Source organism: Variovorax jilinensis (genome assembly GCF_030316885.1).
Classification (GTDB): Bacteria; Pseudomonadota; Gammaproteobacteria; order Burkholderiales; family Burkholderiaceae_C; genus Variovorax; species Variovorax jilinensis.
On the sequence record NZ_JASZYQ010000008.1, the window covers coordinates 133,591 to 148,038 of the forward strand.

Here is a 14,448-nt window from a genome sequence, read left to right on the forward strand (position 1 = left end):
TGGCAGCGGACGGAAGTTCCGACAGCTTCGCTGACGTGGCTGGCGCGCTTCCCGCGACGCACGCGTCACCCCGCGCGACCATCCGCGTTCCCGAACAGCTCAGTCAAGTGATCCGCGTGGCGCCGCACGTTTTCCAGTTCTCCGTGCTCGTTCAGTTTCTCTATTGCAAAGGCTCGCGTGACATGGGCCTGGCTGTAGCGCATCTCGCCGTTGCGCAACTCGGCCAAAAGGAGGGATTTGGCCACCAGGCTGGCAATGCTTTCGACCACCGTCTCGCGATCAATGTCCTGAGCGCCGCCGATCGCGCAAGCCGATTCCAGGCTGAAGCCGCCGGCGAAGATCGACAAGCGGCGCATGACGGCCTGCTCGCTGGGGGACAGCAAGGTATAGCTTGCGTTGACGTTCGCTGTCAGCGTCCGGTGCCGCTCGGGCCCTTCGTGATAGCCGTCGAACATGTGAAAGCGCCTGTCGAGATGGTCCAGCATCCTTTCAATGCTCAATGCACCGACCCGCTGGGCGACACGTTCGATCGCCAGCGCATGGCCGTCTAGCCTGTGGCATATCGCGGCGACCTTCGGCGCGTTCACGTCATCCAGCCTGAACGCCTTGAACTTTTCGGCAGCCCGGTCTGCGAACAGTTGCACGGACGGGAAATCCAGGGCCTCTCGTGCCTTGATGCCCGCCATCGTCGGCGGCAGGCCCAGACCGGTCAACCGCCGCACGCGTTCGCCCCGAATGCACAGGGGTTCGCGGCTGGTGGTGACGAGCTTCACGTTCCGGGTGCTCGCCAGCAACTGATCAGCGCATGTGGCGACCGCACCGATCAGGTGCTCGCAGTTGTCGAGGACCAGCAGCATCTCGCGGTCGCGCAGCAGTTCGCTGGGCTCTACGGCCTTGTCGTCTGCCTTTCGGGTGCTCGATCGCATGACGTCGGCTATCGCTTGGGGCACCTTCGACTGCTGGTCCAGCAGGGAGAGGTCGACGAGCCAGGCGCCTCCCTTGAGGGAACCCGCAGCGCTGTCGGCAACCGCGAGGGCGACGGTCGTCTTACCCACGCCGCCAGGTCCTACGATTGAGACCAAACGGGTGTTTTCCAGATCCTGCAGGATCGAGCGGATCGCATGCTCCCTACCGAAGATGCGCTTGGTCGAGGGAGGCAGGTTGCCCGCGCGCCTTGGCGGTGTGGGATGGAGAGCCTTCGGGTCGAGATGAGATGCATACCGCACGGTCTCGATGAAGCGGTAGCCTCTTCCGACCACGGTCGCGATATAGCGAGGCGGGCTGGGGCCTTCACCGAGAAGACGCCTGATGGCGGCAATGTTGACCTTAAGATTGCCTTCTTCCACGACCCTTCCGGGCCAGGCACGCGACAATAGCTCTCGCTTGCTGACGACCTGGCCGTGGTTTTGGACGAGTGCCGTCAGCAGATAGAAGGCACGCCGGCTGATGCGGACGGGTTTTTCATCTTCCAGGAGCAACTGCTGCTCGGGAATCAGAAGGAACGGTCCGAATGCGAATGAACTATCAACCTCGGAAATCAAGGCAGTCAAGCAAACCCCCGTCGGTGGGATGCGGCCGCTCAAGTGTATGGCGAGCCTGGGCAGGGCCCGAGTTAAATACGGTAAATGGAGGGGGATTCGAGCCTCACGGCGCGCTCTAGGCACCGACGGGCGCGCCAGCCAGGAAATTCATTTCACGCTGCGGCGAACAGCGTCAACCCTGAACCCACGCTGTGAAGCGGGGTTCATTTGCACGGATCCACACGCTGGCAGCCTCGCGCGGCGCGATCTTCTCGACGTTGACCAGCCAGTCCATCTCGTTCACCGCATCGAGCCCGAGACTGACCTTCGACAGTGCCACCCGAGTCGATGCGGGAAGACTCTGCCAGCGCGCCGTCGGAGCGACCAATGCCGCACGATTGGATCCGCCCAGCACGTTCTGGGTATCACGAAGCGCCCGTAGCTGGCCCCCACGGTTCAGGTACTGCGGCGCCCATGTCGGGAAAACGAACCAGCGGCGTTCGCGAACCGCGGCTTCGTAGTAGTCGATCCACTCTGCCTGTGTTCCTGGGCGTACCGCGTAGCCGAGGGCATCGAGCCCATAGGCGCGCACGGCAGTCTGGGAGACTGCCGTGATGGTCGCCCCGGTACCGATGCCCTGGATCTGCCGCGTCATGCGCCGTGCCACATCGGGCCTCGCCAGGTCGCCGATGCTCCGGACCTCGTTCTCCGGGACATAACTCGGCACTGCCCAGAAGAAGTGGGCACCTTCGTAAAGCCGGGCCACCTCGATCGCCTCGGCGCCATACTGGGCCCAGTAGGTCGCATGCCCCTCGGGCAGCCAAGCTGCGGCCATGAGGTCGATGCTGCCCTGGCTCAGCAACGGAAACATCTCGTCGTGAGGACCTGTTCGCAGCTGAACGGGATGTCCGAGGCGCTCCAGCACCGCCTGGACGACCGCCCCCGTGACGGCGTAGAAGCTGAGCGACACCTGTCCCAGCGTCACGCGTTGAAGCACCCGGCCTTGCGCCGGTGCCAGACTGCCGACGGCCGACGCAGCTCCGACGACGAGGGCACGCCGGCGCGTCAAAGATGACGAATTACTCATGCCCATCTCCTTGCGCGATCGACCGCGTCCAGGAACTCTAGTGGGTCATACGGAGCTTCGGGGTTAAGCGTGGTGAATTCTCGTTGCGGCTCTGGGATCGGTTGCCCAGCACGGGGACTGCAAGGTTTCGCCCTGCGCACGGCGCCAGAGCCAGGACGAGGCACGACCCACGTCCGTTCACATGGGCAGCTGGCGTGGTGGCACCATCAACACCAGGGAGCCTTGCCGTTCGGCCAACGTGAGCCCAAAGGTGCAGTTCGGCTCCTCGCCCATTCGCAGGTCGGTGCGGTCACGGCGTTTCCATTGTCCTGCGGCCCGCAGAAGCCTTGCTGAACTTTGCGATGCGTCGCACTTCTGGCAACCCTGCCGCGTCCGTCGCCACGCCGGTACCGTGGTCGAAACGCTCGAAGTTGATGCGTGGCTGAGATCCCTCGGTATCGCTCGCCCCCCACCACGATGACGCGCCACAACAAGGAGTTGAAAGCCGTGGGCGTGACAAGCACGCGCTCCGTCGGAATGCCCTGGCCGGCAAATGGGGCATGGGCCACCGGTTCGACTTGGTGTTGGGCGACGACACCCCATGCCAAATAGGCCGTGCTGATGGCGAGGCCGGTCGCGTTGGCGTGCAAGCCACCCACCGAGCGTCAGCCAGCATGGTCCATGACTTTCGGCGCGGTGCTGCACCGTGTTGGCGATCGGGTTGCTGTGGTCGATCAGCACATCCAGATCGGGCAGCGTGCCGGCCACCGCACCCCAAAGCGCCGGACTTCCACACGGCAGTGCGTCGGCCCATCGTGGCGACCGCCACCGCGGTGCCCAGCGCTATTTGCGAAACGGAGTCCATGCGACAAGACGATCGCTCCAGCCCGGCAGCCCCTGGTGCCGAATGGTCTCGCCAGGTGGTGTCCGCCGACCGGACCTGTTGGTCGCGACCGCTCGTGCTGCGCATGAACGCGGGTTAAACGGGGTAGCGCTAGCCGCATGAACAATCAAGTTTGACGGCAATTAACTCGACCTCGTCGAGGCTCTTTCGCAATATCGAGCTACCTAACCAAGGAGCATCTCCATGATCACCTCGCGCCAGAAGACACTCATCCTCGCGTTCGGCGTCATAGCCGCACAGTTGTGGGCAGCGCCCGTGTATGCTCAGTCCAGCTCGACGGACAAGTCGGCAGTTCGTGCAGAACGCCGAGCCCAGGGGGCCGAAGCCACCCGATCATTCAAGTCCGGCGAGGGCGACCCCAAGCCTGAGCCGAAGGCGAGGGTTTCAGCGTCGGGCAGGCAGGCCGCCCGCCAGGAACGAAAGGTCGAAGGTGCGCAGGCAGCGCGCGAGTTCGAGCCCGGGGAGGGAGATCCGAAGCCGGCCCCGACGGCGAAAGTGTCTCGCGCGGAACGCACCGCAGGCCGAAAGGCCAGCCGCGAATCAGTCGCGAAGGTGAACAAGGCCGGGCAGATCCCCTCCTACGGCGAGAACTATGGCGTCAAGTAGGCGGGGGCCTGCAGGACGCCGAGCGGACGAAGGTCAACCGCAACTGACGATCGAGTGCCATGGCCAACGATGATGCGCCCCACGACCTCACCTTGCATCACGAAGCCGAGGGTGCTTCGGACAAGGTGGCGTTGGCAATCACTCTCGGGCTGCGATTCATTGCGGACACCCTGTTTGCCAAGCGATATGGCAACAGGGCCATCGTGCTGGAGACGGTGGCGGCAGTTCCGGGCATGGTGGGCGGGATGCTCGTCCACCTGCGCTGCCTGCGCCGCTTGGAGGAAGATCACGGCTGGATCCGCACTTTGCTGGACGAAGCGGAGAACGAGCGGATGCATCTGATGACATTCCTGGAAATCGCCAAGCCCAGCTGGTTCGAGCGAGCAATGGTGCTCGTGGCCCAGGCGCTGTTTTTCGTCTTCTTCCTTGGGCTTTACCTCCTATCTTCACGGACTGCGCACCGGTTGGTGGGATATTTTGAGGAGCAGGCAGTGATCAGCTATAGCCTCTATCTGGCCGAAATTGATGCGGGGCGCGTAGACAACGTCTCTGCCCCCCAGATAGCCATTGACTATTGGCACCTAGCACCGAGCGCCAGTTTGCGGGACGTGGTGCTGGCCGTACGCGACGATGAAGCGGGTCACCGCGACGTCAATCACCATTTTGCCGACGTGCTGAGAACCGCGAAGGATGCCAGCTTGACGCTGCCATAGGCCGCTTCATGGGGCACCAAGCCTGAGTGTGGCGCGCACAGCGCGTAGCCACAGTTGACCAGGCGCAAGGGACCGGATCGGGAAAGTACGCGAGGCGCTTCGGTACCAAGACCAGCGAGTTGCTGGTTTGGGTGTCCTTGAATCGGCTGTCGGCGTTCTCGTGGGCCTCTATACGGGTGCCCAATACCCCAATCGCCCCTGTCTTCTATAGCTACTGGCCTGAGTCGCCAGGGGCACCTTCGGTGAATCCGTCCGTTCTTCTCCATCAGTCCAGGAGTCAACGATGGCAATGACCTACTCAAACGAGCCGGTGTGGCGCGAGATGCAAGCGTTTCTCCCCGTCGATTTTCACTTCCGGGAGGGACACGAGCCGACAGAGGAATGGTGGAACTGGCGCGGCCACAAGATTCACCTCGATAGCTACAGAAATCCTCGGGCCGAGGTCAAGGTGATCCTGTTCCACGGCGTGGGCACAAACGGCCGGCAGATCTCCATGATCCTGGGCGCTCCACTGGCCCGACGTGGCTACGAGACCATTGCCATTGACATGCCCGAGTACGGCATGACCGAAGTCGCTGAAATGGCCATCGTTCGCTATGACGATTGGGTGCAGGCGGGAAGCGACCTGATCGATGCCGAACTTGCACGGGACGATCGTCCCATCGTCCTGTACGGATTGAGTGCCGGCGGCATGCTGACCTATCACGTCGCGGCACTGAACAAAAAGGTCAAGGGCATCGTTGGAATGACGTTCCTGGACACCAGTAGCCGGAGGGTTCGCGACGAGACTTCGCTAAGCCTATTCATGAGCCGGGTTGGTGGTCCGATGCTTCACCTTGGCGCCAGGACGCCGCTGGCGGCGATGCGCATGCCCATGAAGCTGGCCAGCAAGATGCACACCTTGGTCAACAATCCAGCCGCGCTGAAGGTGTGGCTGTCGGACAAGCGTTCTGCTGGCAATGCGATGACCTTGGCGTTCCTCAGTTCTTATTTGGCCTACCGCCCCGTCAGCGAGCCCGAGGCCTTTGATGTATGTCCCGTTCTGCTGACCCAGCCAGCGGAGGATCGTTGGACACCCTTGTACCTGAGCGAACCGTTTCTGCGACGGCTGAAAATAGTGCCGGTGAAGAGCGTCATGCTTGAGCAAGCCGGTCACTATCCGCTGGAACAACCCGGCCTCTCGCAAATGGTCGAGGCGATTGATGCGTTCTATCGGGAGGTGGCGGCTAGCTCCTGGCGCTCTTAAGCCTTTGCTTGGCGTCTAAACAAAGATGGCCGGGCATGGCGCCACGATTATCAGGAGGGCGACGAGTTGCTGTCATTCGTGTTAGTCGATGGGAAGGACTGCAACCGCTGCAAAGTGGACGCTTACTAGTTAGCCGGCTACCCCTCAGGTGAGTGCAACTTTTAGAGCGCGTAACCAGTGCAGACGACTATGCCAAGCTAAACAATGGCGGGCAGGACGCGTCCAAATTCAGTGCATGCGCGCTCGCCGCCAGGCGCCGGGGCTGATGCCGGTCGCTCGAGTGAAGCTTCGCGTGAAGTGGCTCTGATCCGCGAAGCCGCAGGCAGCGGCGGCCTCAATGAGCGAGATTTCTCCATGGACCAGTAGGTGCTTGGCCATTCGGATTCGCTGGTCCAGGAGCCAGCGATGGGGCGGCAGGCCTGTGGAAAGGCGAAACGCGCGCGTGAAATGACTGCGTGAAAGGCCGCATTCCGTCGCAAGGTGGGCAAGCGACACATCCTCGGCGAGGTGATGCTGGAGATAGTCCTTCGCGCGTTTCTCCTGCCACGGGGCAAGTGCCCCAGCGCGTCGACGGTGTGGCAACTGGAGACCGCCGTACTGGGTGGCCAGGTGGATGTAGAGCGAGATGCCGACATGCTCCACAAACAGCGAATTGGCCTCGCTAGGTCGGGCGAGCGCCGGCAGCAACGCCTGCCCCAAACCCAACAGGACGTGGTCGACCGCGCATTCTTCCGGAGCGCAGTGAAGCATTCCGATGCGCGGTCCACCGAACTCGTCGACCACTTCGTCGAAAGCAGTACGAGTCACATGGAAATGCAGACAGTCGAACGGGTCGATCATGTTTGCGCGCCACTGCTGGTCAAGGTTGTAGAGGATGACCGCACCGGTCACATATGGTGCTGTGCGCATGCGGCGACCGTCGCGCCACAGTTCGAGGCGATTGAAATCACACAGATGAAGGTAGACGGCAAAGGCATCTTCTAGGTCGTAGAGCGGCGTCAACCCGTGGCCCGGTGAGCCGACACGCTCGCGGTTGACGAACAGTGAAGCCTTGTCGAGCGTGCCAGCAAAGAGGGTGGGTGTGTCTGCCACCCCCAAATAGGAAGTCAGCCTTCGCGGAGCGCAATTGGTTCCGTCCATCGCCAAGCCTTTCGATGCCTGTTAGTCGCGGTGCGCCGGCGATTCTGCCCTCAAAACAACCACGGCGGTGCACAAAAACGCGAGTGCGAACGGTTTCACGCCATCGACAAAAGCGGCAAAACGCCGTCTTTTTGGACAAGACCGGTAGCCCTGGCGAGCGATAGCGTCCCGGTCGTGTACTCAACTTAGAGGAATTGACAAATGTCCATCGTTGCCAAGCCCGTCCCCGGCCCCCTCCTGCTCACGCCCGATGACCACACGCTCATCATGATCGACTTCCAGTCGCAGATGGCATTTGCGACCCACTCGATCGATGCGGTCTCATTGCGCACCAACGCTGCGTTGGTGGCCCATGCGGCGGCAGGCTTCGCCGCCTCGACCATCCTGACAACCGTGGCCGAGAAGAGCTTCTCTGGTCCGATGTTCGACGAGATCATTGCAGCCTTCCCGAAACAGACCGTGCTCGACCGAACCTCGATGAACACATGGGAAGACGCAAGCGTGGTCCGGCGCGTCAACGAAATCGGCAAGGGCCGGCTGGTGCTGTGCGGTCTGTGGACCAGCGTGTGCATCGTCGGCCCGGCGTTGTCGGCGCTGGCGCAAGGCTATGAGGTCTACGTGCTGGCCGATGCCTGTGGCGACGTCTCGTCCGAGGCCCACAACCGTGCCATGGATCGCATGGTGCAGGCCGGCGCGCGGCCGATGACGTCCCTGCAGTATCTGCTCGAGATGCAGCGCGACTGGGCCCGCGGCGAGACTTACGAGCTCACGACCGGCATCGCGCGCAAGTTCGCCGGCGCCTACGGGCTCGGCATCATCTACGCCAAAACCATGTTCGGCGCCCACGAAGGCTGAGGCGTGCGGCCATGAAGCCCTATCTGGTCTCTGTCGCGATCGGCTTGCTGGTCGGCGTGATGTACGCGCTTTTCAACGTGCGCTCGCCGGCTCCACCGGTGATCGCGTTGGTGGGACTGCTGGGCATCCTGCTGGGCGAGCAGATCCCGCCATTGGTGAAGCAGGTGTTCAACAAGGATCCGGCACACGCTTCGTGGTTTCATCATCAGGTCAAGCCGCACGTGTTCGGCGAATTGCCGCAGTGCGACGCGCAAGCGCAGGCAAGGTCCCCGTTGCTGGGAGATCGTCGTCATGGGTGATAGAGAGGCGCCGGACCTGATCCTGCACAACGGTCGATTTACGACGCTCGCCCGCGCCAACCCCGCCGCCGAAGCCGTCGCCATCCGCGACGGTCGCTTCACCTGCGTCGGCAGTAACGAAGAAACGACCCGACTTGCCGGACCGCGCACGCGCCGCATCGACCTGCAGGGCCGCAGCGTGCTGCCAGGGCTGATCGACAACCACCTGCACATCATTCGCGGGGGCCTCAACTTCAATCTGGAACTGCGCTGGGATGGCGTGCGCAGCCTGGCCGATGCGATGGACATGCTGCGCCGCCAGGTTGCCGTAACGCCCGCGCCGCAATGGCTGCGCGTCGTCGGCGGCTTCACCGAGCACCAGTTCGCCGAGCGGCGGCTGCCGACGCTCGACGAGCTCAATGCGGTCGCACCCGACACGCCGGTCTTCATCCTGCACCTCTACGACCGGGCGCTGCTCAACGGCGCTGCGCTGCGCGCGGTCGGCTACAGCCGGGATACTCCGGCGCCGCCGGGCGGCGAGATCGCGCGCGATTCGGCCGGCAACCCGACCGGGCTGCTGCTGGCCAAGCCCAACGCTGCGATCCTCTACGCGACGCTTGCCAAAGGGCCGAAGCTGCCCTTCGAGTACCAGCTCAATTCGACGCGCCACTTCATGCGCGAACTAAACCGTCTCGGCGTGACCGGTGCGATCGACGCGGGCGGCGGCTTCCAGAACTATCCCGAGGACTACGAGGTCATCCGCCAGCTCTCCGAAGCAGGTCAGCTCACGGTCCGCCTCGCTTACAACCTATTCACCCAGAAGCCGAAAGAGGAAAAGCAGGACTTCCTCAACTGGACGGCCCAGTCGACCTACAAGCAGGGCGACGACTACTTTCGCCATAACGGTGCCGGCGAAATGCTGGTGTTCTCTGCGGCCGACTTCGAAGACTTCCGCCAGCCGCGCCCCGACATGCCGCCGAACATGGAGGCCGATCTCGAGGAGGTGGTGCGCGTCCTCGCGCAAAACCGGTGGCCGTGGCGCATGCATGCGACCTATGACGAAACCATCAGCCGGGCACTCGACGTGTTCGAGAAGGTCGACAGGGAGATCCCGCTGGCCGGGCTGAACTGGTTCTTCGACCACGCCGAGACGATCTCCGAAGCGTCGATCGACCGCATCGCCGCGCTCGGTGGGGGCGTCGCGGTGCAGCACCGCATGGCCTATCAGGGCGAAAGCTTTGTCGAGCGCTACGGGGCGCGCGCGGCGGAGGCAACTCCGCCGGTCAAGCGGATGCTGGAGAAAGGCGCAAAAGTGTCGGCCGGCACGGACGCGACGCGCGTCGCATCGTTTAACCCTTGGGTGTCCCTTGCGTGGCTCACTACCGGTCGCACGGTGGGTGGGCTGCAGATCACGCCGCAGCGCAACTGCCTGGACCGCGAAACCGCATTGCGCATGTGGACCGAGAACGTCACCTGGTTTTCCAACGATGTTGGCAAGAAGGGCCGAATCGAAGTCGACCAGCTTGCAGACCTCGTGGTGCCCGACCGCGATTTCTTCGCTTGCCCCGAATCCGACATCGCCGACACCAGCGCTCTGCTCACGATCGTAGGTGGCAAAGTGGTCTTCGGTGCAGGACCCTTCGCTTCGGAAGATGACGGCGCGCCGCCGCCAGCCATGCCCGACTGGTCGCCCGTGCGAATGTTCGGCGGGTACGACCGCTGGAACGAGCGCGAGGGCGCGCCGCTACAGGCTGCGCGCGCTGCCGCCGCCGTGACGTCATGCGCTTGCGCCAATGCCTGTAGCCTGCACGGTCACCGCCATGCCACCGCTTGGACCCGGCAAGTGCCGGTGACGGACCTCAAGAGCTTCTGGGGCGCACTCGGCTGCGCCTGTTGGGCGGTCTAACGATGAAAGCACTGCGCAACGCTTTCAAGACCGAAGTAGTGCGCTGGTTCGCGTTGCTGGCCCTGTGCGGCGCCTATTTGCAGGGCGATTTCAACAAGGCCACGGACTTCGCCGGAGCGCTGGCCGAGCTCCACCATTTCGGTATCGCGCCAGCCGCGCCGATCGGCATCGCGACGATCGTGGTCGAGCTGGGGGCCTCGCTCATGGTTCTTACCGGGTTTTACCGCTGGCTCGGCGCGCTCGTGTTGGCCGGCTTCACAGTGCTCGCGACCTTCGTCGCCAATCGGTTCTGGGAGTTTGCACCGCCCGAACGCTTCATGATGGCCAACACCTTCTTTGAGCACTGGGGTCTGGTCGGCGGCTTTGTGTTCGTCGCGTGGCATGACCTTCGAGATGGGCCAGAGAATGCGGCACGCCCATGACCGATGCGCCGTCTGAACCGGCCGCCGCGACTGCCGGATCCACGCCGCGCGGCAGTTTCGCACCGCTGCGCGAGCGCGTGTTCGCCGTGCTTTGGGCGGCCACTGTTTTGGGCAACATCGGCACTTTCATGCGCGACGTAGCCAGCGCGTGGATGGTCACCGAGCTATCGGCCAGCCCGGCCGCCGTGGCGCTGGTGCAGGCTGCGGCCACGCTTCCGGTCTTTCTGCTCGCGATCCCAGCGGGCGTGCTCTCGGACATCCTCGATCGGCGCCGCTTCCTGATCGGCACTCAGGCCTTCCTGGCACTCGTGAGCCTCGCGCTGCTGGTACTCGCGAAGTCCGGCACGCTCAGCGTCGCAGCGCTGGTGCTGCTGACCTTCATGGGCGGCATCGGAGCGGCGTTGATGGGACCGACCTGGCAATCGATCGTGCCGGAACTGGTGCCGCGCGCCGAACTCAAGAACGCGGTGGCGCTCAATTCGCTCGGCGTGAATATCGCGCGCTCGATCGGCCCGGCCGCCGGCGGCTTGCTGCTGGCCAGCTTCGGCGCGGCGCTGACGTATGGCGTCGACCTGCTGAGCTATGTTTTCGTGATCGCGGCACTGCTCTGGTGGCGTCGTCCCCCGACGGCCGACGCCGCCTTACAGGAGGACTTTCTGGGCGCGTTCCGTGCGGGTATTCGCTTCACGCGCGCAAGCCGTGAGCTGCACGTGGTGCTGCTGCGCGCCGCGGTGTTCTTTCTTTTCGCAAGTTCGATCTGGGCGCTATTGCCGCTGGTCACACGCCAAATGCTGGGTGGCTCGGCCGGCTTCTACGGCGTACTGCTCGGTGCCGTGGGCGCGGGTGCCATCGCAGGGGCCGTAGCGATGCCACGCATTCGCGCACGGCTCGATGCCGACGGGCTGGTGCTGCTGGCCTCGCTGATCACCGCGGGCGTGATGGCGGCCTTGTTCCTGACACCGCCGAAGTGGCTGGCCGGATTGTTGCTGTTGGTGCTCGGCTTTGGTTGGATCGTGGCGCTCACCACGCTCAATGCCGTGGCGCAATCGATCATGCCCAATTGGGTACGGGGCCGCGGGCTTGCCGTCTACCTCACCGTCTTCAACGGGGCATTGGCGGCGGGCAGCCTGGGCTGGGGGCTGGTCGCGCAGCAAACTGGCGTGCCGTTGGCGCTGTTGATCGCAGCGGCGGGGCTGGTGATCGCGGCCGCCGTCTTCCATCGCATCAAGCTGCCGGCAGGCGACGCCGACTTGCAGCCATCGCACCATTGGCCTGAGCCGTTCCTGGCGGCGCCGGTGGCCAACGATCGCGGGCCGGTCATGGTTCAAGTCGAATACCATGTGCGCAAGCAGGACCGGACGGCTTTTTGGCAGGCCGTGCAGCGTCTGTCGGTGGAGCGGCGTCGCGATGGTGCCTATGCATGGGGTATTGGCGAAGACGCAAGCGACCCCGAGCGCCTTATCGAGTGGTTCCTGGTTGAATCTTGGGTCGAACATCTGCGCCAGCATGAGCGCGTGTCACGCGCGGATGCCGACCTCCAAGGCGAGACCGCGCGCTATCACATTGGCCCGGAGCGGCCACTTGTTCGACACTATCTAGCGGTTGATTCAGTCGCAGCCGCCGGGCCAGCCTGAAAGCCCAGCGGACGATGGCAAACGCAGCCGAGTCCAACCTCTACGCAACCTGTTCACTGGGCGTCGGCATGGTCGTGTGGCCACCTGGGAAAAGAAGAAATGGCCAAAGCCGACAGGCCTGCCAGCGACCAGAAAGTCGTGTCGAGAATGATTCACGAGCCGTCTGCCGAGTTCAATCATTGCGGTGTCGGAAGAGCTGGCTTGCATAGGCCGGAAACGCAATCGTCGGTTTTGCTCTAATGGTCGAACGCCCACCCAACGCTCCGCCAGTGCCAGCGCGGCCTGCATATCCGCTTCAGACTGGTGGCAGTCCGTCGATTTCCGCCGGCGAGCGTCGGAGGACGCGGTTACCTGACATTCGCGCTTTTGTGCGCGACCGGCCGGTCTACTTAGAAACTTGCCCTTCGCGGTTCGGTGCTGGCAACGACCAGGTCGACTACTGCTTTGAACAGCTGGTTCGCAACGTCGCGAAATGGCGTTCAGGGCCATTGGAGACCTGCACCCGTTGGGTGACAAGGACCCACCTCGGTAAAAGCCGGTGCAGGGAGACGGGCCTACGCCGCCGCCCGATGCGTTATCGCTTCAGCAGCGGGGGCGGAAAATAGTTCCGCGCCGCGACCTCGCCTCGCGGTCGGTAGAAGCGCAAGGTTAGGTTGTATTGCTGGCCCTTGGGCGTTGGCAGCCAGTTCGGCTCTGGCGCATCGATCGGCTTGTCGTCCGCGAAGTAGAGCGTGAGCGAGCCATCGCCCGAGAGCTGCAGCCTCGATTGATTGTTCAGCAGATAGCGCTTCAGCGGATTGACCAGCACCCGCCGGTTGACCGAGTCCACCGCGATCACCGACCAGAAGTAGGTGGCGTATTGCATCGGCAACTTCTCGCTCGGAAAGGTCAAGGTGTAGACGTGGCCGGAGTCGAGCGGCTCGTCGTTGCTGTCCGCGGCGCCCTTGTAGTAGATGACCTCCTGCGGCGTGTTCGCCCAGATGCCGCCGTAGTTGGCATACGTGCGCGTCAGCCAGTCTTGCCCGTAAGCGCCGGAAGTCGCCGGCAGCGCCCAGCCGTCCTTTCGGATTCCGTGGCCCACGACGCGCAGCCCGGCCCTGAACGCGGGTATAGCCTTTTCGCGGACCACGGCGTCGATGCGCTTGCCCTCCGCCGTGTCCCTCACCGCTCGTGCGATGGCGCGCGTGTCGGCCTGCAGCTTCTCCATGCCAGGGTTGATGTCGGCCTCACTGTCTAGCGCGAGTTCGGCCGACTCGAAGGCTTCGACACCCGGCAATGCGTCTGGCTCGAACATCACGGTCTGCGGAATGCGTTCCGGCAGTTCGGGACGGCCGATGATTTCGAATTTGAACTTGTGCTGTAGAGCGACGGCCGCGTCCCAATCGGAGCCCAGTTCCACCCGAAGCAGTACGCGAAGATATTTGCTCGGCACATCCACCCGTCGGGCCAGCGATGGAAGTTTCACGTCTGCCCCCGCGAGGCACACAGCGAAATCGCCGCTGGGCCGCTCGAGAAATGCCCGTTCGTTAATGTTGGCCACCGTCTCGCCCCAGCCATTCAAGAAGTGGACCGTGTAGTAGCGGCCTGCAATCTCAGGAACACTCAGCAGAAGGTAGCTCTTCTCGTCGATGGCGATCCATGCTTCCGAGTACGCGACATCAAGGTTGGGGTTGGCCCAGGCTACTTGCCCTGGTTCACGGTGCACCGGCCGGTTCCATTGGAAGCCGTCCTTGAAGTCCTTCTGCTGTTGCTGCAACACGAGAAGTCGGCTCAACAGATAGATATAAGCGTCGCTGATCTCTTGATCGCTCAGCACTGGCGCGAGTGACATGTTTTCTCCCGTTTTCTCAAACATTCTCCAGCGGAATCGACGGAGCATACGCCCGGGATGCTCAACCGCAGCTACATAACACGTTCTCGCTTTCATCGGTTGCCGAGGCTCCGTCTTTGTCGGCCGTCTTCGAGAGCGGTGGCTTGCTTGGCAGCCGCGTGCCGTCAGGCAGGGCAACTGAGCCTTCGGCGCACCAGCGGTGATTGACGCTGGTCGTGTCCGTGGCGTTGCGCGCGCGCTCGATCACATCCGAATGGGTCGTTGCTAACATCGCCTGATTTCGACAGCCGACGAGCCGACCGAGGTTTTCGTCAGGAGACAGGAGTC

General features: G+C 63.3%; 13 protein-coding genes. 8 read left to right on the forward strand and 5 right to left on the reverse strand.

All coding sequences use genetic code 11. The annotated features are described in order from the left end of the window. Positions 1-65: 65 nt before the first annotated feature. Both QTH87_RS22910 and QTH87_RS22915 read right to left on the reverse strand, forming a co-directional pair. Positions 66-1,550, reverse strand: a complete 1,485-nt coding sequence (locus QTH87_RS22910) for an ATP-binding protein (RefSeq protein ID WP_286612382.1) — start codon at positions 1,548-1,550, stop codon at positions 66-68. A 163-nt stretch (positions 1,551-1,713) separates the two neighbouring features. Beyond that, positions 1,714-2,607, reverse strand: coding sequence for a glycine betaine ABC transporter substrate-binding protein (locus QTH87_RS22915; RefSeq protein WP_286612384.1), 894 nt, complete (start codon positions 2,605-2,607; stop codon positions 1,714-1,716). A gap of 1,066 nt (positions 2,608-3,673) precedes the next feature. Here QTH87_RS22915 and QTH87_RS22925 point away from each other — a divergent pair. The 3 genes from QTH87_RS22925 (at position 3,674) to QTH87_RS22935 (ending at position 6,055) form a co-directional block, all read left to right on the forward strand. After that, a complete protein-coding gene (locus QTH87_RS22925) occupies positions 3,674-4,096 on the forward strand; it encodes a hypothetical protein (RefSeq protein WP_286612385.1) in 423 nt (140 codons plus the stop codon). Between the two features lie 59 nt (positions 4,097-4,155). Continuing rightward, on the forward strand, positions 4,156-4,809 hold the full coding sequence (locus tag QTH87_RS22930; protein ID WP_286612386.1) for an alternative oxidase: 654 nt from the start codon (positions 4,156-4,158) through the stop codon (positions 4,807-4,809). Positions 4,810-5,092: 283 nt separating this feature from the next. Next, positions 5,093-6,055, forward strand: coding sequence for an alpha/beta hydrolase (locus tag QTH87_RS22935; protein WP_286612387.1), 963 nt, complete (start codon positions 5,093-5,095; stop codon positions 6,053-6,055). 228 nt (positions 6,056-6,283) lie between these two features. On the opposite strand, the gene QTH87_RS22940 is transcribed toward QTH87_RS22935, so the two are convergent. Continuing rightward, the gene (locus tag QTH87_RS22940; protein ID WP_286612389.1) at positions 6,284-7,195 is read right to left on the reverse strand and encodes a helix-turn-helix domain-containing protein; all 912 of its coding nucleotides are present in this window, start codon (positions 7,193-7,195) and stop codon (positions 6,284-6,286) included. A 201-nt stretch (positions 7,196-7,396) separates the two neighbouring features. Here QTH87_RS22940 and QTH87_RS22945 point away from each other — a divergent pair, with 201 nt between their 5' ends. Genes QTH87_RS22945 through QTH87_RS22965 form a run of 5 tightly spaced genes read left to right on the forward strand, consistent with a single transcriptional unit; the run spans position 7,397 to position 12,290 of the window. Continuing rightward, positions 7,397-8,050 (forward strand): isochorismatase family protein, encoded by a 654-nt coding sequence (locus QTH87_RS22945; protein ID WP_286612390.1) that lies wholly within the window; start codon positions 7,397-7,399, stop codon positions 8,048-8,050. 11 nt (positions 8,051-8,061) lie between these two features. Then, positions 8,062-8,349, forward strand: a complete 288-nt coding sequence (locus QTH87_RS22950; RefSeq protein WP_286612391.1) for a DUF1427 family protein — start codon at positions 8,062-8,064, stop codon at positions 8,347-8,349. Beyond that, complete coding sequence (locus QTH87_RS22955) at positions 8,342-10,234, forward strand: amidohydrolase (protein WP_286612393.1); 1,893 nt, start codon at positions 8,342-8,344, stop codon at positions 10,232-10,234. Before QTH87_RS22950 ends, QTH87_RS22955 begins: the two co-directional genes overlap by 8 nt. Positions 10,235-10,236: 2 nt before the next feature. After that, entirely contained in the window at positions 10,237-10,656 is a 420-nt protein-coding gene (locus tag QTH87_RS22960; protein ID WP_286612394.1) for a DoxX family protein, read from the forward strand. After that, a complete protein-coding gene (locus tag QTH87_RS22965; RefSeq protein WP_286612395.1) occupies positions 10,653-12,290 on the forward strand; it encodes an MFS transporter in 1,638 nt (545 codons plus the stop codon). Before QTH87_RS22960 ends, QTH87_RS22965 begins: the two co-directional genes overlap by 4 nt. A gap of 574 nt (positions 12,291-12,864) precedes the next feature. On the opposite strand, the gene QTH87_RS22970 is transcribed toward QTH87_RS22965, so the two are convergent. Both QTH87_RS22970 and QTH87_RS22975 read right to left on the reverse strand, forming a co-directional pair. Then, the gene (locus QTH87_RS22970) at positions 12,865-14,121 is read right to left on the reverse strand and encodes a DUF1214 domain-containing protein (RefSeq protein WP_286612396.1); all 1,257 of its coding nucleotides are present in this window, start codon (positions 14,119-14,121) and stop codon (positions 12,865-12,867) included. 61 nt (positions 14,122-14,182) lie between these two features. Next, positions 14,183-14,392: a hypothetical protein gene (locus QTH87_RS22975; protein ID WP_286612398.1), complete on the reverse strand. Its 210-nt coding sequence runs from the start codon at positions 14,390-14,392 to the stop codon at positions 14,183-14,185. Positions 14,393-14,448: the final 56 nt, after the last annotated feature.